This window comes from Drancourtella sp. An57 (assembly GCF_002161525.1).
Taxonomy (GTDB): Bacteria; Bacillota; Clostridia; order Lachnospirales; family Lachnospiraceae; genus Sellimonas; species Sellimonas catena.
The window spans coordinates 159,227-183,810 of sequence record NZ_NFHY01000001.1; the positions used below are offsets into that span (position 1 = coordinate 159,227).

Annotated in this window: 25 protein-coding genes and 1 other RNA gene; 2 read left to right on the forward strand and 24 right to left on the reverse strand. The window is 47.5% G+C overall.

Annotation, left to right across the window (positions count from 1 at the left end):
- Positions 1–85 precede the first annotated feature (85 nt).
- The gene (locus B5G11_RS00845; protein ID WP_087166633.1) at positions 86–601 is read right to left on the reverse strand and encodes a shikimate kinase; all 516 of its coding nucleotides are present in this window, start codon (positions 599–601) and stop codon (positions 86–88) included.
- Between the two features lie 122 nt (positions 602–723).
- Positions 724–1,149, reverse strand: a complete 426-nt coding sequence (locus B5G11_RS00850) for a hypothetical protein (RefSeq protein WP_087166632.1) — start codon at positions 1,147–1,149, stop codon at positions 724–726.
- A 188-nt stretch (positions 1,150–1,337) separates the two neighbouring features.
- Between B5G11_RS00850 and B5G11_RS00855 the strand changes: the two genes are divergently transcribed.
- A complete protein-coding gene (locus B5G11_RS00855) occupies positions 1,338–2,438 on the forward strand; it encodes an SLC13 family permease (RefSeq protein WP_087166631.1) in 1,101 nt (366 codons plus the stop codon).
- Between the two features lie 95 nt (positions 2,439–2,533).
- Here the strand turns inward: B5G11_RS00855 and B5G11_RS00860 are convergent, their stop codons facing one another.
- From B5G11_RS00860 to B5G11_RS00935, 16 genes are all read right to left on the reverse strand, one after another.
- Complete coding sequence (locus tag B5G11_RS00860) at positions 2,534–3,196, reverse strand: V-type ATP synthase subunit D (protein ID WP_087166630.1); 663 nt, start codon at positions 3,194–3,196, stop codon at positions 2,534–2,536.
- An 18-nt stretch (positions 3,197–3,214) separates the two neighbouring features.
- A complete protein-coding gene (locus B5G11_RS00865; protein ID WP_087166629.1) occupies positions 3,215–4,585 on the reverse strand; it encodes a V-type ATP synthase subunit B in 1,371 nt (456 codons plus the stop codon).
- Positions 4,586–6,355, reverse strand: a complete 1,770-nt coding sequence (locus tag B5G11_RS00870) for a V-type ATP synthase subunit A (RefSeq protein ID WP_087166628.1) — start codon at positions 6,353–6,355, stop codon at positions 4,586–4,588.
- Between the two features lie 20 nt (positions 6,356–6,375).
- Positions 6,376–6,696 (reverse strand): V-type ATP synthase subunit F, encoded by a 321-nt coding sequence (locus B5G11_RS00875; protein WP_087166627.1) that lies wholly within the window; start codon positions 6,694–6,696, stop codon positions 6,376–6,378.
- Positions 6,689–7,660 carry a V-type ATPase subunit gene (locus tag B5G11_RS00880; protein ID WP_087166626.1) on the reverse strand — a complete coding sequence of 324 codons (972 nt, stop codon included), beginning with the start codon at positions 7,658–7,660 and terminating at the stop codon, positions 6,689–6,691. Before B5G11_RS00880 ends, B5G11_RS00875 begins: the two co-directional genes overlap by 8 nt.
- A gap of 34 nt (positions 7,661–7,694) precedes the next feature.
- Entirely contained in the window at positions 7,695–8,288 is a 594-nt protein-coding gene (locus B5G11_RS00885) for a V-type ATP synthase subunit E (protein ID WP_087166625.1), read from the reverse strand.
- Positions 8,289–8,326: 38 nt separating this feature from the next.
- On the reverse strand, positions 8,327–8,812 hold the full coding sequence (locus B5G11_RS00890; RefSeq protein ID WP_087166624.1) for a V-type ATP synthase subunit K: 486 nt from the start codon (positions 8,810–8,812) through the stop codon (positions 8,327–8,329).
- Positions 8,812–10,833: a V-type ATP synthase subunit I gene (locus B5G11_RS00895; protein WP_087251843.1), complete on the reverse strand. Its 2,022-nt coding sequence runs from the start codon at positions 10,831–10,833 to the stop codon at positions 8,812–8,814. Before B5G11_RS00895 ends, B5G11_RS00890 begins: the two co-directional genes overlap by 1 nt.
- Before the next feature lie 31 nt (positions 10,834–10,864).
- Positions 10,865–11,173 (reverse strand): hypothetical protein, encoded by a 309-nt coding sequence (locus tag B5G11_RS00900; protein WP_087166622.1) that lies wholly within the window; start codon positions 11,171–11,173, stop codon positions 10,865–10,867.
- 444 nt (positions 11,174–11,617) lie between these two features.
- Positions 11,618–12,115: a tRNA (cytidine(34)-2'-O)-methyltransferase gene (locus tag B5G11_RS00905; protein ID WP_087166621.1), complete on the reverse strand. Its 498-nt coding sequence runs from the start codon at positions 12,113–12,115 to the stop codon at positions 11,618–11,620.
- A 40-nt stretch (positions 12,116–12,155) separates the two neighbouring features.
- Complete coding sequence (locus B5G11_RS00910; protein ID WP_087251845.1) at positions 12,156–13,331, reverse strand: aminotransferase class I/II-fold pyridoxal phosphate-dependent enzyme; 1,176 nt, start codon at positions 13,329–13,331, stop codon at positions 12,156–12,158.
- Positions 13,331–13,813: an Lrp/AsnC family transcriptional regulator gene (locus B5G11_RS00915; protein WP_087166914.1), complete on the reverse strand. Its 483-nt coding sequence runs from the start codon at positions 13,811–13,813 to the stop codon at positions 13,331–13,333. Before B5G11_RS00915 ends, B5G11_RS00910 begins: the two co-directional genes overlap by 1 nt.
- 7 nt (positions 13,814–13,820) lie before the next feature.
- Positions 13,821–14,804, reverse strand: a complete 984-nt coding sequence (locus B5G11_RS00920; RefSeq protein WP_087166619.1) for an AIR synthase-related protein — start codon at positions 14,802–14,804, stop codon at positions 13,821–13,823.
- The gene (locus B5G11_RS00925) at positions 14,801–16,285 is read right to left on the reverse strand and encodes a peptidoglycan binding domain-containing protein (protein WP_158099172.1); all 1,485 of its coding nucleotides are present in this window, start codon (positions 16,283–16,285) and stop codon (positions 14,801–14,803) included. The genes B5G11_RS00920 and B5G11_RS00925 overlap by 4 nt, the downstream gene beginning before the upstream one ends.
- Before the next feature lie 141 nt (positions 16,286–16,426).
- Positions 16,427–17,065 carry an endonuclease III gene (gene nth, locus B5G11_RS00930; RefSeq protein ID WP_087251847.1) on the reverse strand — a complete coding sequence of 213 codons (639 nt, stop codon included), beginning with the start codon at positions 17,063–17,065 and terminating at the stop codon, positions 16,427–16,429.
- A gap of 5 nt (positions 17,066–17,070) precedes the next feature.
- Positions 17,071–18,804: a B12-binding domain-containing radical SAM protein gene (locus tag B5G11_RS00935; RefSeq protein ID WP_087251848.1), complete on the reverse strand. Its 1,734-nt coding sequence runs from the start codon at positions 18,802–18,804 to the stop codon at positions 17,071–17,073.
- Between the two features lie 69 nt (positions 18,805–18,873).
- On the opposite strand from B5G11_RS00935, the gene ffs reads away from it, so the two are divergent.
- An RNA gene (gene ffs, locus B5G11_RS00940) (signal recognition particle sRNA large type) lies at positions 18,874–19,136 on the forward strand.
- Positions 19,137–19,155: 19 nt separating this feature from the next.
- Here the strand turns inward: ffs and tadA are convergent.
- The 6 genes from tadA to B5G11_RS00970 form a co-directional block, all read right to left on the reverse strand.
- The gene (gene tadA, locus B5G11_RS00945; protein ID WP_087251849.1) at positions 19,156–19,677 is read right to left on the reverse strand and encodes a tRNA adenosine(34) deaminase TadA; all 522 of its coding nucleotides are present in this window, start codon (positions 19,675–19,677) and stop codon (positions 19,156–19,158) included.
- 84 nt (positions 19,678–19,761) lie between these two features.
- Positions 19,762–20,748, reverse strand: coding sequence for a DUF6128 domain-containing protein (locus B5G11_RS00950; protein WP_087251850.1), 987 nt, complete (start codon positions 20,746–20,748; stop codon positions 19,762–19,764).
- A gap of 104 nt (positions 20,749–20,852) precedes the next feature.
- The gene (locus tag B5G11_RS00955) at positions 20,853–22,259 is read right to left on the reverse strand and encodes a deoxyguanosinetriphosphate triphosphohydrolase (protein ID WP_087251851.1); all 1,407 of its coding nucleotides are present in this window, start codon (positions 22,257–22,259) and stop codon (positions 20,853–20,855) included.
- A gap of 35 nt (positions 22,260–22,294) precedes the next feature.
- Positions 22,295–23,125 (reverse strand): M15 family metallopeptidase, encoded by an 831-nt coding sequence (locus B5G11_RS00960; protein ID WP_087166612.1) that lies wholly within the window; start codon positions 23,123–23,125, stop codon positions 22,295–22,297.
- A 24-nt stretch (positions 23,126–23,149) separates the two neighbouring features.
- Positions 23,150–23,776 carry a 4'-phosphopantetheinyl transferase superfamily protein gene (locus tag B5G11_RS00965; protein WP_158099173.1) on the reverse strand — a complete coding sequence of 209 codons (627 nt, stop codon included), beginning with the start codon at positions 23,774–23,776 and terminating at the stop codon, positions 23,150–23,152.
- 113 nt (positions 23,777–23,889) lie between these two features.
- The gene (locus B5G11_RS00970) at positions 23,890–24,378 is read right to left on the reverse strand and encodes a GNAT family N-acetyltransferase (protein ID WP_087251852.1); all 489 of its coding nucleotides are present in this window, start codon (positions 24,376–24,378) and stop codon (positions 23,890–23,892) included.
- Positions 24,379–24,584: the final 206 nt, after the last annotated feature.

Consider the following 24,584-nt stretch of genomic DNA (forward strand, 5'->3'; position numbering starts at 1 on the left):
ACAAATTTTCTGTTTGTAAAACTTTTATTTCTCGTTCCTTTTTGTGCGGACTGCCGGAGATGCAGACAGACCGGACTATTTATCCTCAGTTTTCTCCCCTGATATCACTGAGAACAGCAAGTACTTTTTCAACCGTCTCTCCCATCGATAAACCGTCTTCATTGATACGGACATCTGCATACTGTTCAAAAAGTCTGCAGCGTTCATCGTACAGTTCCCGCAGCGTCTGTCCTTCCTTCAGCACAACACCGCGGTTTCTTGCATTTTGGATCCGTGCCTCGATCTCTGTATACGGAACGTGCAGATACACAATCGTCCCTATCTCTTTGTAATGCTCCATCGCGTTTTCGCAGTACACGACACTCCCGCCCGGTGCGATCACCGCTTTTTCTGCCTGCACAGACGCATTAACCTGATTTTCGATCTCCAGAAATCCATCCGTTCCTCTTTCTTCAATAATCTCCCTGAGCAGCTTCCCTTCCTGCTCCTGTATCATAAGATCTGTATCGATAAACCGATATCCCAGACGCTTTGCTGTCACAACACCGATCGTACTTTTTCCAGATGCCGGCATACCTATGAAAATGAGATTTTTCTTCATCTGCCTTCCTCTCTTCTCGTGCCGCATTCTTCATTTTTAGAAAAAACGGTATCGATTTGTATTTCCATTCATATTTTATCATGGTTTAAACTTTGCGTAAACCCTGTATCCTGACGAAAAATTTAATAATAATGCCTGCAATTTCTGCGATGCCTACATCTTCTTTGCACAATTTCCTGATACAGAAGAATCTGGACCAGATCCATGAGAGTCTCTTCCCTGTCCTTTTTCTTCCGTTTAAGCTCCTGTGTTTCCACCTGCTCTTTTTCAATCTCCATGGCAATTTCCTTCTTCTCCCCTTCTTTCATTCTGTCATAAATCCGGCCTGCCATCAGATAGAGAAGCAGACGGTCCGGGTATTCGTCATAGATCATACTTCCCTCATATTCCATCCGGTCACACTCTTCTTCCACATACGGCAGGATTTTCTTTGCGGACATCGGATACATGCTCTTCATGTATTCCACATCACGACGGTCTCTTTTTTCCTCACCGTATTCCTTTAAATCCATCGGATAGGCCATATAATAAGGTAGTTTATGTTCCATATTCTTCGCACTTCCTGTCTGATATAATCTACTTTACCATATGCAAAAACTGGAATTTTGCAGCTTGCCTCCTTGTTTTCTTTTATTTTTTCAAATCCGTCCGGTTTCCTTTCAAAAATGGTGACGTTTCGACTCACTTCTGCTATAATCTCAATGGTGCAAAAAACGCACGAAAGGAATGTTGAGAAATGATAAGAAAAATCATCTGTTTATTTAAAAATGATATTGTTCTGCTGGTATCTCTGTGTCTGGCTCTTCTGTCCTGCCTGATCACGCCTCCCGGGCCTGCATATCTTGGCTATATCGATTTTCATACTTTGATTTTACTTTTCTGCCTGATGCTGATTGTGGAAGGTTTAAGGGAAGCAGGCTTTTTCCTCTATATAGGAGGGCTGCTTTTAAACAGGACTTCTTCCAGGAGAGGGCTCGCGCTTACCCTCGTATTTTTATGCTTTCTGAGCAGCATGTTCATTACCAACGATGTATCCTTGATTACGTTCGTCCCGTTCGGTATTCTGATCCTGAAAATGGGCCAGATGGAATCCAGGATCTGTTATCTGACTGTCCTGATGACAATCGCTGCAAATCTGGGAAGCATGTTCACCCCGATCGGAAATCCGCAGAACCTCTACCTGTATTCCCTTTCCGGAATGAGTCTTCCGGAATTTTTATGGCTGATGCTGCCTTTTACCGCACTTGCGGCCGTGCTTCTGGCTCTCTTTTCCTTCTTTGGAACAGAACGCGGATCAATCAGTATTCAGGTCGGAAAGTCCTCGTTTCCCGGCAGAAAAGATCTTCTGTTTTTCGGGATCCTTTTCCTTTTCTGCCTGTGTTCTGTCGCCGGCTTTCTGCCAGACCGGGCACTTCTGATTCTTGTTGCCGCCCCTCTTTTCTTTCGAAAGAGGAACTTGTTTGCAAAAATTGATTATGCGCTGCTTTTGACTTTTGTATTCTTTTTTATTTTTGTGGGAAATATCGATCATTTTGAAAGTCTGCGCATCTTTATCCGTTCTGTGCTCGAGAATCACGAACGGCCGGTCAGCATTCTCGCAAGCCAGGTCATCAGCAATGTTCCGGCTGCCATGCTGCTCTCGAATTACACATCCCGTATTTCCGAGCTGATCATCGGAACGAACCTTGGCGGCCTTGGCACATTGATTGCCTCCATGGCCAGTCTGATTTCCTACCGGCAGATTTCATCCGGATATCCGGAGCAAAAAGGAAAATATATCATGATCTTTACCATCTGTAATCTTTTCTTCCTTCTTGTTCTATATCTGGCCTTTTAGGCAGATCAAATATCTGTCCCAAAACAGTACAGGCAGATGCGGAAATGTTGTCAAGAAACAGTTTCCTTCATCTGCCTGATACATTATCACGCCGTCTATGCCTGGCGCTCTTTATAATGATGCGCATCTTCCAGCATCATGTCTTTTACTTTCATCAGCCGGATCTGAGAACTTCTCTCATTTTCATCCAGCTTCATCGTGATATAACGGATATTGTCCTGTGTCTCCGGAATGATGACATGTTCCAGCGCATTGACACGCCGTCTTGTCTTCTCAATCTCCGATGCCATCAGCTGGCATGCCTTTTCGGTTTCTGCCAGCTTTAACATATCCGGAAGAATATCGGCAAGTGACTTTACAGCTCCGTCCAGATCGCTGGACGTAAAGGCAAAGCCGTATGAGTAGATATCATTTGCATCGGCGGTCCTTGTCTTTGTTTCAAAAACAGGGATGTCCACACTCATGACGTTCCTCTCTCCCACCTGAAGTTCCACCGACTGTTTCGGCATCATCAAAGCAGTTTTCAGAACCTCGCCGGACATACCGGCTCTTGCGATTACAAAGTTTTTGTTTGCCGCCTTGATTCCGGCTTCCACTTTTTCTCTAAGCGCCATATTTTCCCTGACCAGATCAAGGAACTGGCGCATCAGCTCATCACGTTTATCTTTCAAGAGCTTATGGCCTCTTGTCGCAGTTACCAGCTTTTTCTTCAGCCTCGTCAGCTCCATACGGGTTGGTGTTACCTGTGTAGATGCCAAGCCAGTTCACCCCCATTTCTATTTGCCATAATACTGATCCAGATATTTATCATCGATACGTTTCAGCTCGCTTCTCGGTAAAATAGAGAGCAGCTTCCATCCGATTTCCAGTGTCTCCTCGATAGAACGGTCTGTTCCGTATCCCTGGGAAACGTATTCCTTCTCAAATGCATCTGCAAACTTTGCGTAGATCAGGTCAATTTCCGTCAGCGCTGCTTCACCGAGGATGACCATGAGTTCTTTCGCTTCTTTTCCACGTGCATACGCCGCAAAGAGCTGGTTCATCGTGTTGGAATGATCCGCACGGGTTTTTCCTTCACCGATTCCCTTGTCTTTCAGACGGGACAGAGACGGCAGTACATCGATCGGCGGCTGAACGCCCTTACGATAAAGATCACGGCTCAGGATGATCTGGCCCTCTGTAATATATCCGGTAAGGTCCGGGATTGGATGGGTCTTGTCATCTTCCGGCATGGTCAGGATCGGAATCATCGTGATACTTCCGCTCTTTCCTTTCTGACGTCCTGCTCTTTCATACATGGATGCAAGGTCTGTATACATATATCCCGGATAGCCACGGCGGCCCGGAACTTCTTTACGGGCTGCAGATACTTCACGGAGCGCGTCCGCGTAGTTTGTGATATCCGTCAGAATAACAAGTACGTGCATGTTTTTCTCAAACGCAAGGTACTCTGCTGCTGTCAGCGCCATCTTCGGCGTGGAAATACGTTCGATAGCCGGGTCATTTGCAAGGTTGACGAACAGAACCGTACGGTCCAGAGCTCCTGTCTCCCGGAAGCTTTCCACAAAGAAGTTGGATTCTTCGAATGTGATACCCATTGCCGCGAATACAACGGCGAACGGTTCATCGGTGCCCCGCACTTTTGCCTGTCTTGCGATCTGTGCGGCAAGCTGCGCGTGCGGAAGTCCGGATGCCGAGAAAATCGGAAGTTTCTGTCCACGGACAAGAGTGTTCAATCCGTCAATTGCGGAAACTCCTGTCTGGATAAACTCTTCCGGATAACTTCTCGCCGCCGGGTTCATCGGGAGACCGTTAACATCCAGTCTCTCTTCCGGAAGGATTTCCGGCCCGCCGTCGATCGGACGTCCCAGTCCGTCAAAGACACGGCCGAGCATGTCTTCTGATACACCAAGCTCCATGCTTCTTCCAAGGAAACGTACCTTGCTGTTGGAAAGGTTGATTCCTGTCGCACTTTCAAACAGCTGTACCAGTACGGTATCTCCATCTACTTCCAGAACCTTGCACCGGCGGGTTTCACCGTTTACAAGTTCAATCTCGCCCAGCTCGTCGTATGCAACGCCTTCTACCCCGCGGACCATCATAAGCGGTCCGGCAACTTCCTGAATTGTTCTATATTCTTTTGGCATTTAGAAGTCCTCCTTTCCGAATGTGTCCGCTACTTCTGCTGTAAGCTCTTCTGTCACTTTCTGATAAGCATCATCCAGCTCATCTTCGTGAGTATATTTAAAACGTCCGATCTGCTCGCGTACCGGCATGCCGATCAGCTTGTTCATGGATGCTCCTTCGGAAAGAGCCCTGGAAGACTCTTCGTAGAACGCAAGCACAAGTTTCATCATGAGATACTGCTTCTTCAAAGAAGAATAAGTGTCAATCTCATGGAAGGAGTTCTGGTGCAGGAAGTCCTCACGGATGGACCGTGCGGCCTCCATCTTCAGACGGTCGGACGGTGACAGTGCATCCATACCTACCATCTTAACGATTTCGTCAAGTTCTGCTTCATCCTGAAGGAGTCCCATCATCTTCTGGCGGTTATCCATCCAGTCCGCAGCTACTTCTTCGTTGAACCATTTTTCCATATCCTGCAGATACAGCGAATAACTGGTCAGCCAGTTGATCGCCGGGAAATGTCTCTTGTAAGCCAGGTTGGAATCCAGTCCCCAGAATACCTTTACGATACGAAGGGTTGCCTGGGATACCGGTTCGGAAATATCACCACCCGGAGGCGATACGGCTCCGATTACGGAAAGAGCCCCCTCTCGTCCGTCTTTTCCAAGAGAAACCACATGTCCTGCACGCTCATAGAACTGCGCCAGACGGCTTCCGAGGTAAGCCGGATATCCTTCTTCACCAGGCATTTCTTCCAGACGTCCGGACATCTCACGGAGCGCCTCTGCCCACCGGGATGTGGAGTCTGCCATCAAAGCTACGGAATATCCCATATCGCGGAAATATTCTGCGATCGTAATTCCTGTATAAATGGATGCCTCACGCGCTGCAACCGGCATATCCGATGTATTGGCGATCAGAACGGTTCTCTCCATCAGGGACTCGCCTGTCTTCGGGTCCTTCAGTTCCGGGAATTCGTTCAGAACGTCGGTCATCTCGTTTCCACGCTCTCCACATCCGATATATACGACAATATCTGCTTCCGCCCATTTTGCAAGCTGATGCTGAATAACTGTTTTTCCGCTTCCGAAAGGTCCCGGAACCGCAGCCACACCGCCTTTTGCAATCGGGAAGAATGTATCGATAACACGCTGTCCTGTGATCAGCGGCATCTCAGGAGCAAGTTTCTTCTGGTACGGACGTCCACGTCTTACCGGCCATTTTTGCATCATGGTAAGCTCTTTGTCTCCTTCCGGAGTGGAAAGTACCGCAACCACTTCTTCGACAGTGAAAGAACCGGAACGGATCTCTTTTACTGTTCCTTTTACATTCGGAGGTACCATGATCTTCTGCTGTACGACAATGGTCTCCTGAACAGTTCCGAGCACGTCTCCGCCCTCAACTTCGTCTCCTACTTTAGCTACCGGAACGAACTCCCATTTCTTGTCCCGTTTCAGGGATGGAACTTCAACTCCGCGTTTCAGGCTGTTTCCGCCTGTCACTTTCATAATGTCATCAAGCGGACGCTGGATACCGTCGTAGATGCTTGTGATCAGTCCAGGTCCAAGCTCTACGGACATCGGCACATCCATGGACTCTACCGGTTCGCCCGGTTTCAGTCCCGCCGTTTCTTCATAAACCTGTACAGAGGCCTGATCACCGTGGATTTCGATGATCTCTCCGATTAATCGCTGATCACTTACACGAACCACGTCAAACATGTTGGCGTCACGCATTCCTTCAGCGATAACCAGCGGCCCTGCCACTTTCTTTATCGTTCCCTTACTCATTTCGACAATCACCTGCTTTCCTAATTACCACCAAACAGAATATCGGAGCCTACGGCCTGCTCTACAGACTTCTTTACCCCTTCGATTCCGGCGCCCGTGTTTCCGCTGATTCCAGGAATCTGGATCACAGTCGGCACAATTGCGTCCTTATATCTGTCTATTTCGTGTTTCAAGACAGCTGCCAGAGCTTCGGTCACATAGATGATACCTGTCTTTGCCTCCGCCAGCTGTACAAATGTCTTCTTTGCCTCCTCCGGGCTGTTTACGGGACAGATGTCAAGACCCAGGGCCGCAAAACCGTAAATGCTGTCATAATCGCCTAATACTGCTATCTTATACATACATCTCCCTTACCCTTTCCCGGATGGATTCTTCCGGAAGTTCATTTTGCTTTCCGGTCAGTATGATCCTCACCGTTTTTATTTCATTTTCCCGCGCAAGCACATACGCAACAACCGGTCCGATTGTAAATGGGTTGTATAACTGCGGGCGGATCGTTTCGATAATCCGGTTGTCGCACCAGCATTCAAAAGCGGAAGCCGACTCTCTCAGTGCCTGCGCTCCTCCTTTATATGCTGTGCCTTCCAGATATTCTGCAATTGTATCTACTCCGCCAAGCGCTGCCCTGCAGAGCGCATCGACATCCAGACTTCCGCACTCTGCCATCGCATTTTTCATAAATTCCAGACTTTTTGCGGTTTTCTGTGAACGTACCGCGATTTTAATATCCGCCACCGCGACAGTGGACTCGGCATATTCCCGGATAATGTCATCCTCTGCGTTTTTCCCTGCCTGATAGACGGCCTCAAGAGCCGCCCTGTCAATCATGATGTCACAAAGCTGTCCATCCTGCGTATGCAGAAGTGTCTCATATGCTTCTCTGGCAGCCCCCGCCATGTAATCGGGCAGCTTTTCGAATTCTTTGTTTTTTACACTGTCCAGTATCTCTCTGGCAGGAATTCTCGTCCCGCTGATGAAAATACCCGGAATCTCTGTTCCGGAAGCCACCATTTTAATCGCAGCCTTCAGATTGTGAAAAAGATCCGGGTAAGACAGTACGTCAAACACGGACATATCATCGATCATACCGCCGACTTCCGCCCAGGTCTTTTCCCGTTCACATGTCAATATCGCTTCAGCATCAGATGGTGTGTCCGCATTTCCCCACCCTTTCTCCTGAAGAAGCTGCAGACATTGTTTTTCATCCCTGCACGCAAGGAGCTGTTCAATATCCGCCTGGGAAAACAGCGATACTTCCATTGACCTGATCCGCGCAACCGCATAGGTGTATTGATTTTTTGCCATTGGTTAAATCCTCCTTCTCGCGGAATTGCGCTGTCTAAAAAAATAATAATCTATTAACCTTATCCTGCAGCTCATCCTTTCTGGAATCAAAAAGTGCCCTGAAAGAGCAGTTTTCCTCAACTCCTCCATATACAAGGACAAAACCGCCTTCCATCCGTCTTGTCTCACCGGAAACAGTAAGACTGCCGCCCTTTTCTTTTGCTGCCCGGGCGATTTCCGCCCGAAATCCTTCCGGCATCCTTCCAAGGTCTTTTTCGGAAAACAGTATCTCTCCTTCCTTCGGAAGCGCAAATTTTCTAATCATTTTTGCAATCACTTCAAAATAGGCTTCTGTCTCCATCGAGCAGAATTTCTGATATGCCTTTTCGATTGTATCGGAAATAATCTCCTGCTTCGCCAAAAGAAGGGCTGTTCGCCTCTTCTGCTCATCGGCCAGGCGGTGGCGGCTCTCATATCCTGCAAGTTCTTTTTCAGATTTTTCTTCAATCTCCGTCTTCAGGATCTCCGCCTCTTTTTCTGCTTCCGAAAGGATCGCTTCAGCACGTGATGCGGCGTCCGCTTCTTTCTGTGATGCTGCGGCATCCGCTTCTTCCAGAATCTGGCTGATCATTTTATCTAATCCAGTCATTCTTAAGCTCTCCTTTACTTTTAGATTTTGTCCTGATACTATACCTGAATTGCTGTAACAGCAAGGATGGAAATCAAAAGTGAAAGGATCGCGTAAGTCTCAACCATTGCCGGGAACAGCATGGCTTTACCGAACTGCTCCGGTTTCTTTGCCACAATTCCGATTGCAGCCACTGCAGTTCTTCCCTGATGTTTTGCGGAAACAAGTCCGACGAGCGCAACCGGCAGGCAGGCAATCAGAATCAGCAGCCCTGTTCTCACATCAAGATCTGCCGGACTTCCTCCGAGAAGACCGATCTTGGAAAGTGTAATGAACGCAACAAGCAGACCGTAAATTCCCTGTGTACCAGGCAGAAGCTGAATAATCAGAACCTTTGCGAACTTTGACGGATCTTCCGTCACAACTCCGGACGCTGCCTGTCCGGCAATACCTACTCCATACGCAGAACCCATACCTGCTAAAATAACTGCCAGCGCAGCACCTAATAACGCATAAACAAGCCCTAAATTTTCAAAAATACTCATTACAATTCTTCCTCCTTCATAATATCCATATATTTTGTGTCTGAATGAAACGGTGCAAATGCTCTTCCGCCGCCGTCATAAAACTTCCCGAAGAACTCTACGAACTGCAGCCTGTTTGTATGCACATACGCACCCAGAAGATTAATCCCAAGATTTAACGTATGACCTACGATAAAAATTAAAATAAATCCGATAATTCCGATAATGCCGTTTCCAAGCATGCCCGCCATCTGGTTTACAACAGAAGCAATAACTCCCGTGGCAAGTCCCAGTGCCAGCAGACGGGAATAGGATAAAACATCACTGAGCCACCCTGTAATGTTGTACAGATCATAGGCTCCAAGTGCCAGCCGAAGCGCAGGATTCTTTCTTCCGCGCCCGGACATCAGTACGATTCCTGCCGCTCCGGCAATGGCAAGTACTTTTGCAAGCAGATTCACCGGCTCCGGCAGTACAATATGCGCCTGTGCAATGGATGCAAAAATACTGCTTGGAAGCAACATCAGAATCAGTCCGACAAGCAGGCAGTACCACAAAACCACATCACAGAAAAAGTCCATGTAGCGCTTGTCCCTCAGACACATGTATCCTTTGATTCCAAGACCTGTAAACAGATGAATCAACCCAAACAACATGGAGAATACAAGCAGTTTCATCGGATCATTCAGCGGCATGAACCATACCGCCGGTACCGTCACTGTTACTCCAAAAAACTTTTCAGATACAATATCTACAATATTTCCAAAATATCCTCCAAACAGAACGCCCCATACGATTGTAGAAATTCCACAGTACATAAACATTCTGAGTGATTTCGCCATACTTTCGGACATTCTTGGAAACTTCTTTAAAAGAACCGCACAGGCTACGAACACAATCAGCCCATACGCAGCGTCGGAAAGCATCATTCCAAACAGAAACACATAAAACACAAACATAATTCTGGTCGGATCCACTTCTCCCTTTCCCGGAAGTCCAAATGCCTCGAGAACACCTTCCACCGAAGCTGCCGCCTTTCCGTTTTCCAGCTGTACAGGCGCCTCTTCATCCTCTGCAAGCTCCTCAATCTCTACAGAGAGCGTAAATTGACGCTCCAGTCTCTGCGCCAGCTTTTTCGCATTCTTGGCTGCCACATATCCGCTGACAAGAAATGTCTTCTGTGTCTGCGGAATCTTTGCAAGAGCTTCATATCTCTGTGCTCTTGTCCTGCAATAATCCGAAAGCATCTTCAGGTTCTCTCTGAGATCCGCCATCGATCTGATCTCTTCCTGGATCCCCGCAATATTACTCCGGACCTTCTCCATTTTCTTTTCGATTTCTTCCAGCTCCTGTGCCGGAATCTTCTCCCAGGACTGTGCCGGTCTGGAAAAGCCGGAAGCTCTGAGTGCTTCTTCCAGTCTGTCGGCTTCGGTTCTCAGACATACCGCCGTCAGGCAGGTCTGATCTTTGTCTGCAGAAATAATCTCGACATCTACCGCAGACAGATCAGGTGCCGTCTGTGCAATTCTGGTCAGGATCTCCTCCTGCGTCATAACACTTCCGATACTGCCGATAAAAATTCTGGTCTTTTTAGTCCCCTCACAGTTCATCGGAATATCCAGTGCCAGCCACGGTGTGAGCGTTTCCTTCTGTGTCTGCAGTTTCACGATCTCGGCTTTGTTTTCCGCCTCCTTTTTCTTTAAAGAAAGAATTTTCCCGGCAGACTCAAGAATCGCTTCTCTCTCTTTGACAGCAGCCAAAAAGCTGTCTCTTGCCACCAGTTTCTTCCCCTCCAGGGAGGCAAAAATCGAAGTTTTTTCCGGAGCATATTCCTGCAGTACATCCAGCGCCTGATCCAGCATCAGAGCCTGCTTCTCAGATCTCTGTTTCTCTTCAGCTGTATCCGGTCTGTCCAGTCCGTCCGCCGTCACTTTGGAAGTCTCGATCTCCAGTACTCCCAGTTCCTGAAGTTCTTCCAGTATTGCCTTCCGGTCTTTTTTCAACGCGCAGATACTGATTCGCTGCATCTGCAATACTGACATATGGAAACTCCTCCTTTCTTGTTGCAAAGCGTCATGACAGCTCTCTGAGAATCATCTCCACTGCCTGCGCTTCCCTTTGATCTGCTATTGCCCTTAAGGCATCCACTTCTTTCTGAGTATCCGCATCGAAAGCCCCTTCTTCTTCTTTCAATTTTACTTTCAATGTTTCCATCCTCTTCTCTGCTCTTTCCTGTGCCTCATTGACAACAGCCTCTTTCAATTCACCGGCTTTCTGATTTGCTTTGGCGAGCACCTCAGACGCTTTGTCATCGGCCTGCTTCAAGGTATCAGCTGCTTTCGCTTCCGCCTCCTGTACAGCCTGAATTGTTTTCTGTATCACCTTCTCACCACCTTTGTCTATAAATCTCTGCCCCATATAGATTTATCTTAGCATAAAATATTTTAAACTGCAATTTTTTCAATGTGCAATTCCGATAATGAAAAAGTTCCTTCTCTTCTTATTATAATGCAATTTGCACAAATGAAACGATTCGTAACTTTTTCGGCTGATATTTTACTTATTGATGAATCTTTTGAAACATCCTGTATCTAAATATTTTGTCTATAATAGAAAAAAACTATTTCAAAATTGTTATTTTTTTCTCAAAGAGTACCATTTTTTTCGTACTTCAGTCTATAAATATGCATTTTCAGAAATTTTATCCTGTTTTGGAGTTCTTTGTGAAAGAGAATCTTCCCTCTGTAACATGATGTGTCATTAGAATTCCACAAAAGCAGTCTGTATCAGACAGAACCGCCTTTGCGGAAATAAGATATCTTTTGTTTATTCTTTCCAGTCCAGCCTGTGCAGATGTCCTTCCAGGTTCATTCCCGCAAATCCATTCTGGCGGAGCGCTTCGTACAGAACAATCGCCGCCGAATTGCCAAGATTCAGGGAACGGATATCCCCGATCATGGGAATCCGGATGCAGGTATCCTCATAATCGACAAGGATTTCCTCCGGAATTCCCGCGCTTTCTTTTCCGAACATAATGTAACAGTCCGGCTCATAGCGGACATCCGTGTAAATCTGGTGCGCCTTCGTCGTGGCCATATAGATTTTGGCTCCAGGATTCTGCTCCAGAAAATCCTGAAAATCAATATAAGTCCGGACATCCAGCTGATCCCAGTAGTCCATCCCGGCCCGTTTTAAGTTTTTCTCTGTCAGGCGGAAACCAAGAGGCTCAATCAGATGAAGCCTCGCGCCCGCCGCCACACAGGTGCGCCCTATATTTCCGGTGTTTGCCGGAATTTCCGGCTCATGCAGCACAATATTCAGCATGTGATTCCTCCCCCGCACACGCTGTCCTGATATGACAGCATCATGCTTTCTTTTGATTTCTAAGCTTTGTAATAAAGTTTTCCAGACGCCCGATCGCAACTTTCAGGTCATCCAGCGAATACGCATAGGAAATACGCAGGAAGCCTTCCCCGCAGTCTCCAAATGCCGTCCCCGGCACGACAGCCACCTTCTCTTCCTCCAGAAAGCGTGTCGCGAATTCTTCCGAGGTCATTCCGAACTCTTGAATGCCCGGGAACATGTAGAACGCTCCCTCCGGCTCAAAGCATTGCAGCCCCATCCGCTGAAACTCATGCAGAAGGTATCGTCTTCTCTGATTATACGCCTTTCTCATCTCCTGGACTTCATCCTCGCAGTTTCTCAGTCCCTCCACAGCCGCATACTGGCTGTTGGTCGGTGCGCACATGATGGCATACTGATGGATCTTTAACATCTGTTCCAGAATCGGAGCCGGTCCGCACGCATATCCAAGCCGCCATCCGGTCATGGCAAATCCTTTGGAGAAACCATTAATCACAATCGTTCTCTCTCTCATTCCAGGAAATGATGCAATAGAAACATGATCCGTTCCATAAGTCAGCTCCGAATAAATCTCATCGGAGATTACAAAGAGATCGTGCTCCACAACTGCTTCTGCAATCGGCTCAAGATCCTCCTTCGTCATGACGGATCCTGTCGGATTGTTTGGAAATGGAAGCACAAGTATCTTCGTCTTATCCGTAATCTTTTCTTCCAGTTCTTCTCTTGTCAGCTTAAATTTATTCTTCTCCTGCAGCGGAATCACCACCGGCACTCCGTCCGCCAGCACTGCGCACGGCAGATAGGAGACATAGCTTGGCTGCGGGATCAGTACCTCATCCCCCGGATTCAGCATGGCACGCATGGCGATGTCGATTCCTTCACTTCCTCCGACCGTCACAACGATCTCGGATGCCGGATCGTAGGAAACCTGAATCTTCCGCTCCAGATATTTTGAAATTTCGTCTTTTAATTCTTTCAGCCCCGCATTGGATGTATAGAATGTCCGTCCTCTTTCCAGAGAGTAGATTCCCTCTTCACGGATTCTCCACGGAGTATCAAAATCCGGCTCACCCACTCCCAGGGAAATCGCGTCTTTCATCTCATTTACAATATCAAAAAACTTCCGGATACCGGACGGCTGTATATTTACAATCTTATCGGATAATGGATTTCTCATTACGGCATCACCAGCATCCTTTCTGCCTTCTTCTGAGGCGCAAGAATCGTTCCGTGGTCCTTATATTTCTTTAAAATGAAATGGGTTGCCGTGGAAAGCACCGGTTCGATCGGGGAAAGTTTCTCTGAAACAAACCGGGATACCTCCTTGAGTGTCTTCCCTTCCAGAATAATCAGAAAATCATATGCTCCTGAAATAAGATAGACCGCTGTAACTTCCGGGAAATTGTAGATCCGCTCCGCAATCCGGTCAAATCCCAGATCTCTCTGCGGTGTCACCCGGACTTCAATCAGGGCTGTCACAGACTCTTCCCCTGTCTTGTCCCAGTCAATCAATGTATGGTAGCCGCAGATAATCTTTTCTTTCTCCATGTCCGCGATCTCATTTGCGATCGTTGCCTCGTCTGTTCCGAGAAGCACTGCCAGCTCCCCTAAATCCACACGGCTGTTCTTTTCCAGGTAACGCAATATTTCCGTTCTCATATTCATCTTATTTTCCTCCTTTACAGATCCGAAACCACTCATCCTCAGCCGGACGGTCCGTACACCGTCTCTCCTCCCCGTTGAGAATGATTTTATCCTTTCCTGCTTTCATCTTTCCGATGACGGACGCCATTATCTGGTCCCGTTTACAAGCCTCAACAAAACCACGTCCATCTTCAAGGATCATAAGCAGACATCCTCCCGATGCCATCTGATATGGATTCAGTCTGAAAAGCTCGCAGATCTCGATGATATCCTGGCGGACCGGAAATGTTTTCAGATCCACCTCGTATCCCGTTTTCGTCTCTTCCGCCAGTTCCCACAGAGCTCCAAATACTCCGCCGTCTGTCACCGGCTTGATAAAATCCGCATGATATTCTTCTGCTTTTCTGACTGCTTTTTCTGCAAACAGAGTCCCTCTGGAATCCAGAAGTTTCTGCAAAAATACCGGCACAAACCGCTCCCGGATTTCCACCTCTTTTTCGTGCAGAACCCGAAGGCTCCCTTCGAGTGCAACCGGATTGACAAGAACCAGATCCTTTCCGTCGTATGCCTTTTCCGGTTCTTCGTCCGTACTTTCACATGTTCCGAATCCGGTAACCGACACGGTAAATACATCTGCATCAGGACATACTTCGGTAAATATATTCAGAATCTGAAATCCCTGCTCTTTTGCCGTTTCTTTTAGAATCTCCGACATTTCCTTTATGGAGTCTTCCTCTGTCTGCTCCGGCACGAGGACGGACACCCTTACCCCAAACGGATGCCCGCCCTCCGCGGCGACAGCCGTCACCGCCCTGGCCGCGGCATAAACCAAAAGATCCTTCTCCCTTCCGGTCATGAGAATCTCCGAAACCACCAGTTCTTTGGCACCAAGCGGTATTTTCGTACAGCGTTTCCAGCTGTAAGGCGAAAGTGCCGGATGATCATCTTTTAATTTTCTATATACAGACCGCTGATATGCAGCCTGTGTCAAAATCCCTTTTCTCATCTTTCCTGTCCTTTACTGTTCCTTGCCTGTTCGACCGCCTTTTCGATGGTCTCCTGATCCTGTGTGGCAACCGCCTCTTTCAGTGCTTCTTTTGTTTTTTCATCGTCTGTCTTTGTGCCGACGCTCACAATCCTGCTGACCGCATCGTATTCGGATGCACCGACTTCCTCTTCATCGGATTTTTCACCGTCTTCTTTTACAATCTTCAAAAGAGTCACTGTGCTTTCCGGCGATCCGCTCTCCTTTACTTCGGTTTTTCCGGCTGCAAGCGCAGCGTCCTCCTCATAGACAGTCGCCACCTCAGAGTCCTCTTTCTCTTCCGTCTCGGTTTTGAAAGAAATGCTTCTCTCTTTCTCACGGGTTTCTTCCCCGTAAATGGTGCAGACAAGCTCTTCATCTCCATTGATATAGGCTTCAATATAAAGAGGCGACTCTGTTGTATTTTCTATTTTCAGATCCTTCTCTTCCGAGAGAACCGCTTCCATTCCCGCGTCTACATATTCCGGAAGCGTTTCTGATTCATGTCGTTCGGAAATCCCGGTCTCTGCATACAGGGCAGCATCATAGAGGCTGGTAGCCATCAGATCCAGCGCTTCCTGAGACATCTCCTCCCCGGAATGCTCTTCCAGCACTTTCTGAAGGGAAAGTTCCTTTTCCGGCATCACAATCTGTCCGTTCAGATCTCCGGTCAACGTCAGAAGCTCCTGGCGCGTCTCATCATTCCGGATCTCTACAGATGCACTGCCAAGCTCGTCCTGAACCGCTTCCAGGTCGTCCCGGCTGATATTCGGCTCATCCTTTTCGGATTTCACCTCAATTTCCACATCTTTTCCTTTCTCAAGATCGCCCAGCCTGTCAACGATCTCATCCAGAACATCCTGAACTGCCGCTTTCTCTCCGTCTTTTTCATCGGTGATCTGAAATACGCCTCCGACCCTTGTAATCTTTGCGTTCACTGCCTCTTCAAAGAAGTCTGCTGTTTTCTCTTCCAGCACTTTTTCCGCTGTTTCCTCATCGATCTGATAATCGTCTTCGTATTCTACTTTCTCTTTCTTTGCCTGCCGTATTTTCCTGTATCGCTGATACAGATTTCCGTGCTTCCCGTATTCGGACGCCTCTTTTACAAGACTCACCAAATCACCCTGCCGGATTCCAAGCTCGGAGACTGTCACCTGTGCCGTCTTTCCGCCTGCTTTCAGTGTAACCGGCGTATGTTTCATAACCGTCCACCGGTCCTCTAACTTTTCAAGCGCCTCCTTTTCTGTCATACCGGAAACATCTACTCCCTGAACAAATACATTCTGCTCAATCTGCTCCCGATCCATTCTGTGTACATAACGGTAGACAGAAGAATAAAAAATGCCAATGACAAAAAGAGCACATAGAAAAGCCAGCCCGGCAAGGGCCATGAACTTTCTTTTCTGTGCTGCACTCATTCTCCTCTGCGTGTGTTTTGGATTTTCTTTCTTCCGTTCTCCCATAGGCGCTCCCACCATTTCTCCTAAATCAGATAAGGTATAATAGACGTTGCTACCATTGCTATAATCACCAGTATAATCACAATTGCCACAAGTCTTCGTGTCTTTTTATCATGGAAATTCATCCCATCATCCTTTCTCCTGTCAGACTTTTCCTTTTATTTTATACTCTTCACAGTATTTTTGCAAGGAACATTCCCCGCACTTTGGACTTCTTGCCGTGCAGATCGTCCTTCCAAACTGAATAATCTGGATGTTGTAGAGAATCCAGTGGTCTTTTGGCAGTTCTTTCATCAGATCCTGCTCAATCTTCTCCGGATCCTCATTTGTCGTAAATCCAAGTCTCCTTGAAATCCGTTTCACGTGGGTATCTACCACAACACTTGGATCGTGGTAAATATTGCCCCGGATCACATTGGCGGTTTTCCGCCCTACTCCCGCAAGCGACGTCAGCTCCTCCAGCGTGGACGGTACCTCATCGTGATACTTTTCGTGAATGTCCTTCATGCACGCAATCAGGTTTTTCGCCTTGTTATGGTAAAATCCGGTAGGCCGGATATCTTCTTCCAGTTCTTTTAAATCCGCTGCCGCAATGTCTCCCGGCGATGTGTACTTCTGAAACAGATCTTTCGTCACGATATTGACCCGCGCGTCCGTACACTGTGCGCTCAGCATGGTGGCCGCCAGAAGCTGCCACGGCGTCTCATAATTCAGATAACATTTATATTCTGTTCCAAACTGCTGATCCAGAATATCCAGAATCTCCTTTGTCCGTTTCTTCATTTTTCTTACTCCTCTTTTTCTCCGATCCGGAACACCGCCGCTTCATAATTTAATGGATTCCGGTTCTGATAGTCAAACAGCAGCACGGTTTTCCCCGGCTCCATATCCCGGTCCACCTGAAACTCAAATACTTCGATATGGGTCATCTTCCGGAGTTTCCGGCTATCCGCCTTTTCATAGGATTTCAGATATACCGGCTCCTTTTCTTCCCTGTCGTAAAATGCTTTCAAAAACTCCTTGTCCGCCAGAGACTCCCCTGCAAATTCCGGACGGCTCTTGATATTTTCCCGCAGATACAGATCATACACCAGAAGTTCCCGGTAAAATTCTGTCTTTCCTTTTACGTTTTCCCCGATAAAGTCAAGCAGAATCTCGTATCTTGCGGTTCTTGTGTGGCTCCGGCCAAACAGTCCTTTCTCCTCATAGTAGCCGCTCAGTTTCTCGTACATCCGAAACGGCGATGCAAATTCCTTTACCAGAAAGCGCAGTGTATTCGCAAACTGTCCGCTGTTATAATAGACCTCCACCATCTCTTCGATCTTTTTAAGCTGTGCAATCTCTCCGTAGGAAAGCCAGCTTGTCCCAAGCACTTCGTACGGCGGTTTTCCTTTATATACCAGTCCGTATTCCTCCGCATGCTCCTGCATATAAGAACCCTTCAGCACTTTCAGAAATCCAAGCTGTAACTGATCCGGCATCAGGCCGTAGACATCGTCAAATGACTGTCCAAAACTCTCATATCCTTCATATGGAAGCCCCGCAATCAAATCCAGATGCTGGTGTGTATTTCCCATTGTCTTGATCCTTTTTACCACTTCCGAAAGCCGTTCAAAATTCATCGTCCTTTTAATTTCCCGGATCGTATCCGGATTGGTCGACTGCACTCCGATCTCCAGCTGAATCAGTCCCGGACGCATCCTGGAAATCAGTTCCAGTTCCTCCTCATCCAGAAGATCCGCCGAAACCTCGAAATGAAAATTGGTGATTCCATTATCATGTTCCAGAAGATACTTCCAGATTTCCTTCGCATGGCCGTGGCGGCAGTTAAACGTCCGGTCCACAAATTTCACCTGCGGAACTTTCTGATCCAGGAAATACTGAAGCTCCCGTTTTACCAGATCCAGATCCCGGAATCTCAGACATTTATCAACCGAGGACAGACAGTAGCTGCACCGGAACGGACATCCCCTGCTTGTCTCATAATAAATAATTTTATGCTCAAACAGGCTCAGATCCTCATATACAAACGGTACAAGACTTAAATCCATGACTTCCCGCCATGTATTCTCCCGGATCTCACCGTCCTCTTTCCGGAACGTGATTCCGGCAGTCTCATCCAGCCTTTCTGTTTTCCCGTGATAAAAGTCCAGAAGCGCGGCAAACGTCTCCTCGCCCTCTCCTTTCATCACTCCGGTAACCTCCGGCAGTCTGAGAAGCACCTCTTTCGCATCGTAGGAGACTTCCGGACCGCCAAGCCAGATGATCGTCTCCGGCAGGATCTTTTTGATCTCCCGCACCAGCTCCTCCACATAATCCAGATTCCAGATATAGCAGGAAAAGCACAGAAGTTCCGGCTGCTCCCGGTACAGATCCATCAGGATCTCATCAATCTGCTGGTTGATCGTATATTCCGCAATCTTCGTCTCACTCAGATAGTCTTTTGCATAAGCCCTTAGAGAATAGACAGCCAGATTGGAATGGATATATTTGGCATTCACTGCCGCGAGAATGGTTTTCATACGTAATTTTCTCCTTTTTATTTTGCCGATTTTATTGACATTTCCCCAAAAACACTGTAAACTTATGAAACGTGCAGCCGGGGTGTTAGCGGTACCCTGTACCTACAATCCGCTATAGTAGGGGTGATGCTGTGCCGAGGGCGTATTCTTGTGAGGCTGCCTCTGGAAAGTGGCGTTGATACTTCGGGTCTCGCGCAACTGGACTCCGTGAACCGTGTCAGGTCGGGAACGAAGCAGCACTAAGCGGAACCTCCCGTGTGCCGCGAGGGTGCCTGGGTTGAGTTAACTGCCAGAGTAACGCTTGGGAGATGCGTTCGACGCACAGCGCACAAAAAAGAGCAGATGACTGCTCTATTTTTTTTGCCTTAATTCTTTAAAAAATGTCTTCATCATCCGGCTGCACTCTTCGCCCATGATCCCCGTCGTAAGTTCCACCTGATGATTAAACTGCGGCACCTGCAGAAGATTCATGATCGATCCTGCACAGCCCGCCTTTGGATTCATGCATCCGACGACTACCCGCCTGATCCGCGCCTGCACAATCGCCCCGGAACACATCTGGCACGGTTCCAGGGTGACATACAGCGTACAGTCCTCAAGTCTCCAGTCATTCATCTTCCGGCTCGCCTTGCGGATCGCCTGAAGCTCCGCGTGGGCCAGTGTATTTTTATCAATCGTCCGGCGGTTGTATCCCCGTCCGATAATCTTATCTTCATATACGATGACACATCCGATCGGGACCTCACCCAGGGCATAAGCCTTCTTCGCCTGCTTCACCGCTTCTTTCATGTATTTGATATCCTGCTTTTCCTGAAGCTCTTTTTGAAGTTTCTCTTCCTGTTCTTTCTCTTCTTTTGAACGTCTGCGTCCCATCTTCGATACTCCTGTGTCTTTTACTGAAATTCTTCTGTGCCGTTTTTATCGAAAGTCCTCTGAAACACGGCAATTTCTTATTCATTATACTCTAATTTGATGAACCTGTCGACACCAATACCCGAAATCTGCCCGGTCCTCTTTTTCTCCCTCCGGCAGATCCAGCATCTCCTCCTCATAATTTACAAATCCAGGAAATCCGAAGGCCTGTGCAGCTCTTCGTTCTTTTTCGCTGTAGACTCCCGGTACTCCGAGGTAGAGGTTCTCTCCCTCCTGCAAAAAAGCAAGATGATGATAATTATAATAACCGTGCAGGAGAAAGCTGTTGTTTGCCAGCTGCCACTCTCTTCGGATGAGTCTTGAGAGATCCTGTCTCTGGATTTTGGTGCAGCGAAACCGGCACGTTGTCTGACACTCCTGTTCCGCAATCTCAGGCTTCGAATCCTCCTCTTCCTCGTCAAAATAGAACGGTTCCGGCTCCTTTTCTTCCAGTTCCCGGCTCTCCTCAGGCAAAATCTCCCTCACATCATAGGAAACACCTGCCGGTTCTTCCTGCTCATCCGGCATCTCATTTTCCTCCGGCACCGGCTCTTCCTCGTTCGGCTCTTCCGGTTCTTCCGGCTGTTCTTCCTTTTCTTCTGTCATCTCTTCTTTTCCGGCCGGCTCCATCCGGCTGATATCCACCGCCTCATCGGTCCAGACCGCAGCATACCGCGGCCCGTTCTCTCCGCATAAAATGATTCCCTCCAAGCGGTCATACCGTGCTTTGCTTCCTACATCTTCTTCCGTATAGGAAAGCCTGTAATTCAGTGCCGGACTGACATTCCCAAGTTCTCCCTGATACACCCCAAGGCACTTTCCATTCTCTCTCCAGAACAGATACAGTGACAGCTTTTTCGGACTGTTCATCCCCCAGCCTTTCCCGTGAATACTGACCGTGCATCCATCCTCCGATGATTCCACTTTACAAAATCCGATATTTCTGATCCGTCTTCCTTCCTGATACTCATAAAGATAACAGATAAAACGCTTCATAAATCTGCTTCCCGCCTGTTTCCTTTTCCTTTCCATACTATGCCCGTCCTTTCAGAAAAAGAACCGGAAACCAGAAACGAACTCAAAAAAGGAGAGACCGTATGCAATCCCTCCCTGTCAGTTTATGTCGTGTTTTCTTTTTATATCTTCGCTGTCAACTCCTGATACAGCCTTTTTGCGTAGCTGTCCGTCATTCCGCAGATGTAGTCCGTTACAAGCAGAATCCGAAGATACAGCTTCTCAATATCTCCTTTTCCCTGAGACTGATGCTGATATGCTTTCTTATAATTATCCGAAATGAAAGCAAGCATCCGCCTGTCAATCGAATCCATCTTCTGCTTTGGATCACTGTACCGGACAGCTGCCATCACAAATTTTTCCATCAGGAAGGAAAGAATTCTCGATTCAGCCACTTCCATTTTATAGATTTCATCGGTCATAAACACATATTTTTCTGCAACATGCCCGAGTACATCCATCAGCTCTTCCGCCTTTGTCCCTGCAAACAGATCCTTCTGATACTCTCCGCACATGATCGCCTCGTAATTCTCTGTGAATCCTTCTGTCGCGCAGGCGATCAGGAACGACTGCACCCGCACAATCCAGTTTTTGACCGCATAGGCTTCCGGCTCTTCTTCCTGCCTTTCGACAGCACCGCGGTAAAGATCCATCAGGTGTCCATAAGCCTGAAATGTCTCGCCGGTATCTATCTTTTCCAGTTCTCTGGAAAGAGCTGAAAACGGCAGAAAACCTTTCACATAAGCGTCTTCGATATCCGCTGTTTTGTACGCAATATCATCGGCTGCCTCCAGAATAAAAGTCAGAGGGTGCCGGTTGTTTCCGGTTCCTGTCTCACTGCTGATCTTAAAAAACAGTTCTTCATCCGCCAGATAATATCCCAGCTTTTTCTGCTGGATTTTCTCACTGTACGGATCCACATGCAGAGAATCAACCGGATACTTGACAATCGTGTTTAACAGCGCAAAGGTCAGATTCATTCCGGTTTCATCCACAAGATAATGAAGCTTCGTCACAAGACGGAACGCCTGGGCATTTCCTTCGAAGTAGTAAAAATCAGCCAGCATTCTTGGAGTCAGAACTTGCGTCAGAGGCTTCCCTCCGTATGTAATCCCTGAGAGATGCTCCTCAAACCATTCCCGGATTGTCGTTTCCCCAAAATGGCCGAACGGCGGATTCCCGATATCGTGGATCAGTCCGGCACATAAAAGTATATTACAGATGTCCTCTTTCATCTGAGGAGTAAATTCCGGATCTTTCCCGTAAGCGAGGATATACTCCCCGATATTCTGTCCAAGTGATTTCCCAAAAGATGAGACTTCCAGAGAATGGGTCAGTCTTGTTCTCACAAAGTCACTCCGGTCAAGCGGGAATACCTGTGTTTTATCCTGGAGCCGCCGAAATGAGGCGCTCCCGATAATTCTGTGATAATCCTTCTCAAAACTGCTTCTTAAATCTGTTCTGTTTTTCTCCTTATGTTTTCTCCCTGTCCGCTGCCGCTTCGGGGACAACAGTCTGCTCCATTCCATCCGGCATTCCTCCTGTCCAAGAGAACTGTCATCTTTTAATATTCTTCATTCAGATATTCTTCCAGCGTCACGCCCTGATCCCGGATCGCCAGTGCCGCCTCCACTCCGACATAGCGGTAATGCCACGGCTCATAAATGATCCCGGTGTCTTCCGACTTGTCTTTCGGATATCTCAGGATAAACCCGTATTCGTAGCAGTGCTCCATCAGCCACTTCTGGTCATCGGTCTCTCCCTGCTTTTCGTCCAGTCCTGCATAATCCGAAGATACAATATCCATTGCAAGACCTGTCGCATGTTCACTCTCTCCCGGCCACGCAATCGACTTCGCCGTCTCAATAGCTGCCTCGTAGTAGGTCATTCCCTGATTCACATAATCAATCATTGATTCGTTAAACAGCTCTTTCTGCCTGTCTACAGAGCGGTACGCCGAGCAGACATAAAGGCTGTACCCTTCATCACTGGCGGCCTTCAACATGTTCTGCAAAGGCTCCAGTACTCTTGCGTCAACCTGGTGGGAATCATCAATATTGGCAAGTTCAGGAACGTATCCGTCTTCCATCGGATGAGACTGATTTACAAGCATCAGGTACCACGGCCTTGTCTCTTCATTCTGAGCCTCGGCCTGCTCCTTTACAGAATTATATTCCTTCTCAAGGGATTCATACTGGTTATCTTTTTTCTGTACTGTCTCCGCAGCCTGCCGGCTTTCTACATAGCGTCCGAGCGCCACCCCGCCCAAAAATCCGGCCACAAGAACCGTTGCGCAGGAAACAAAAAATACTTTTCCCGGATGGTGCATCTTCCTGATCCGGTAACGTATCAGAAGTTCCAGTTTTCTTATCTTCTCTTTTGTCTGATCTTTCATTCTGCAGTCCTTTCTGTCTTTCTGTCACAGTGTCATCCACCTCAGATTTTCTGCCATGTCCGGATCTTCCGAACACACAGCAGCAAAAAATCCTCTCTCCGGTTCCGGATATTCCCGGAAATAAAACCGTCCTTCTATCGTATCCGGCTTTTTTGTCAACACCGGATCTTCCCCTTCACTCAGGCGGATTGCAAATGCATCCAGAGGAAGCTTCATTCCAAGTCTCGTCGCCTTCATAAAGCTTTCTTTCAAAACCCAGTAACGATAAAACGCTTCCTTCCTCTCATCTTCAGACGCCTTTTTCTGAATATAATCCCATTCAGAGCGGCAGAAAAACCTCCTGGCCACTTTCAGTCTTGGAATCCCTGTCTTTTCCAGATCGCATCCGGTCCTCGCCGTTTCCGTATCCGCAATCGAACACAACACGTAGTGTCCGGAATGAGACAGATTAAAGACCATTTTTTCTGAAAGCCCGCTTTCCCGAAGTGCTTTCTGATACAATGCCCAGACACCGACACTTAGCGCCCGGTCTTCCCTCATCCGGATCCGGTCCGCCTTTTCCTGTCTCCATTTCGGAATCTGCCGGTAATAAGCCTCATACTGTTTTTCATCCATCAGCAAAGCGGTGTCAGCCGCCCATGTGTAAACCATATCCATTCCCTTTCATCAAAAATCCTGCATTTATCAGGCACCTTGATTATAGCACACTTCCCGGATTCTTTAAATGTCCGGAAATTTCCATCGCTTCTGCTTCTGATCCATCATCAGAATTTCAGCTGCATATCATTCCATTTGGCTCCGCCGTGGCTGGAATCTGCCACTCCGTGATCTTCAAATCCAAATCCCGCATAATAATGTACCAGATGATCTTTACATGTCAGCACGACACCTTTTCTGCCGCACTCTCGCGCATGTTCAATCATCCTATCAAGAAGACGGCCTGCAATTCCCTGTCTCCGGTACTCCGGCAGCACATCAAGGCCAAACACCGTCTGATAGCCTCCATCCGGATCATGAAGACCGGTGTCATGGTACATTTCATCCGGCAGATGCGGCTCTTTTGCCACAGCTCCATTAATAAATCCAACTACCTTTCCGTCTGCCTCTGCCACGAAAAAGCAGTCCAGGAACGCGCCCATCCGTTCCGCAATATCTTTCTCCGTCGCCGCTTCCGCCTCCGGGAAACATTCCCTTTCTATCTGAGCGAGAATTTCCGCTTCCTCTCTTTTTGCATTTCTGATAATTATTTCCATCGCTACCTCCATATTTACAGACAACAAAAAACGAATCTTGTTGCCAGATTCGTTTTCATCATACCACATTTCTGCGGTATACACTATTATTAATCACTAACTCCCTCTCTCCCTTTAGACAAATTTATTGTAGCATGTTTATTCTGTTCTTTCTATAGATTTTCCAAGTGGACAAAAAATTGGACAATCTTTTTTCCATTTACATC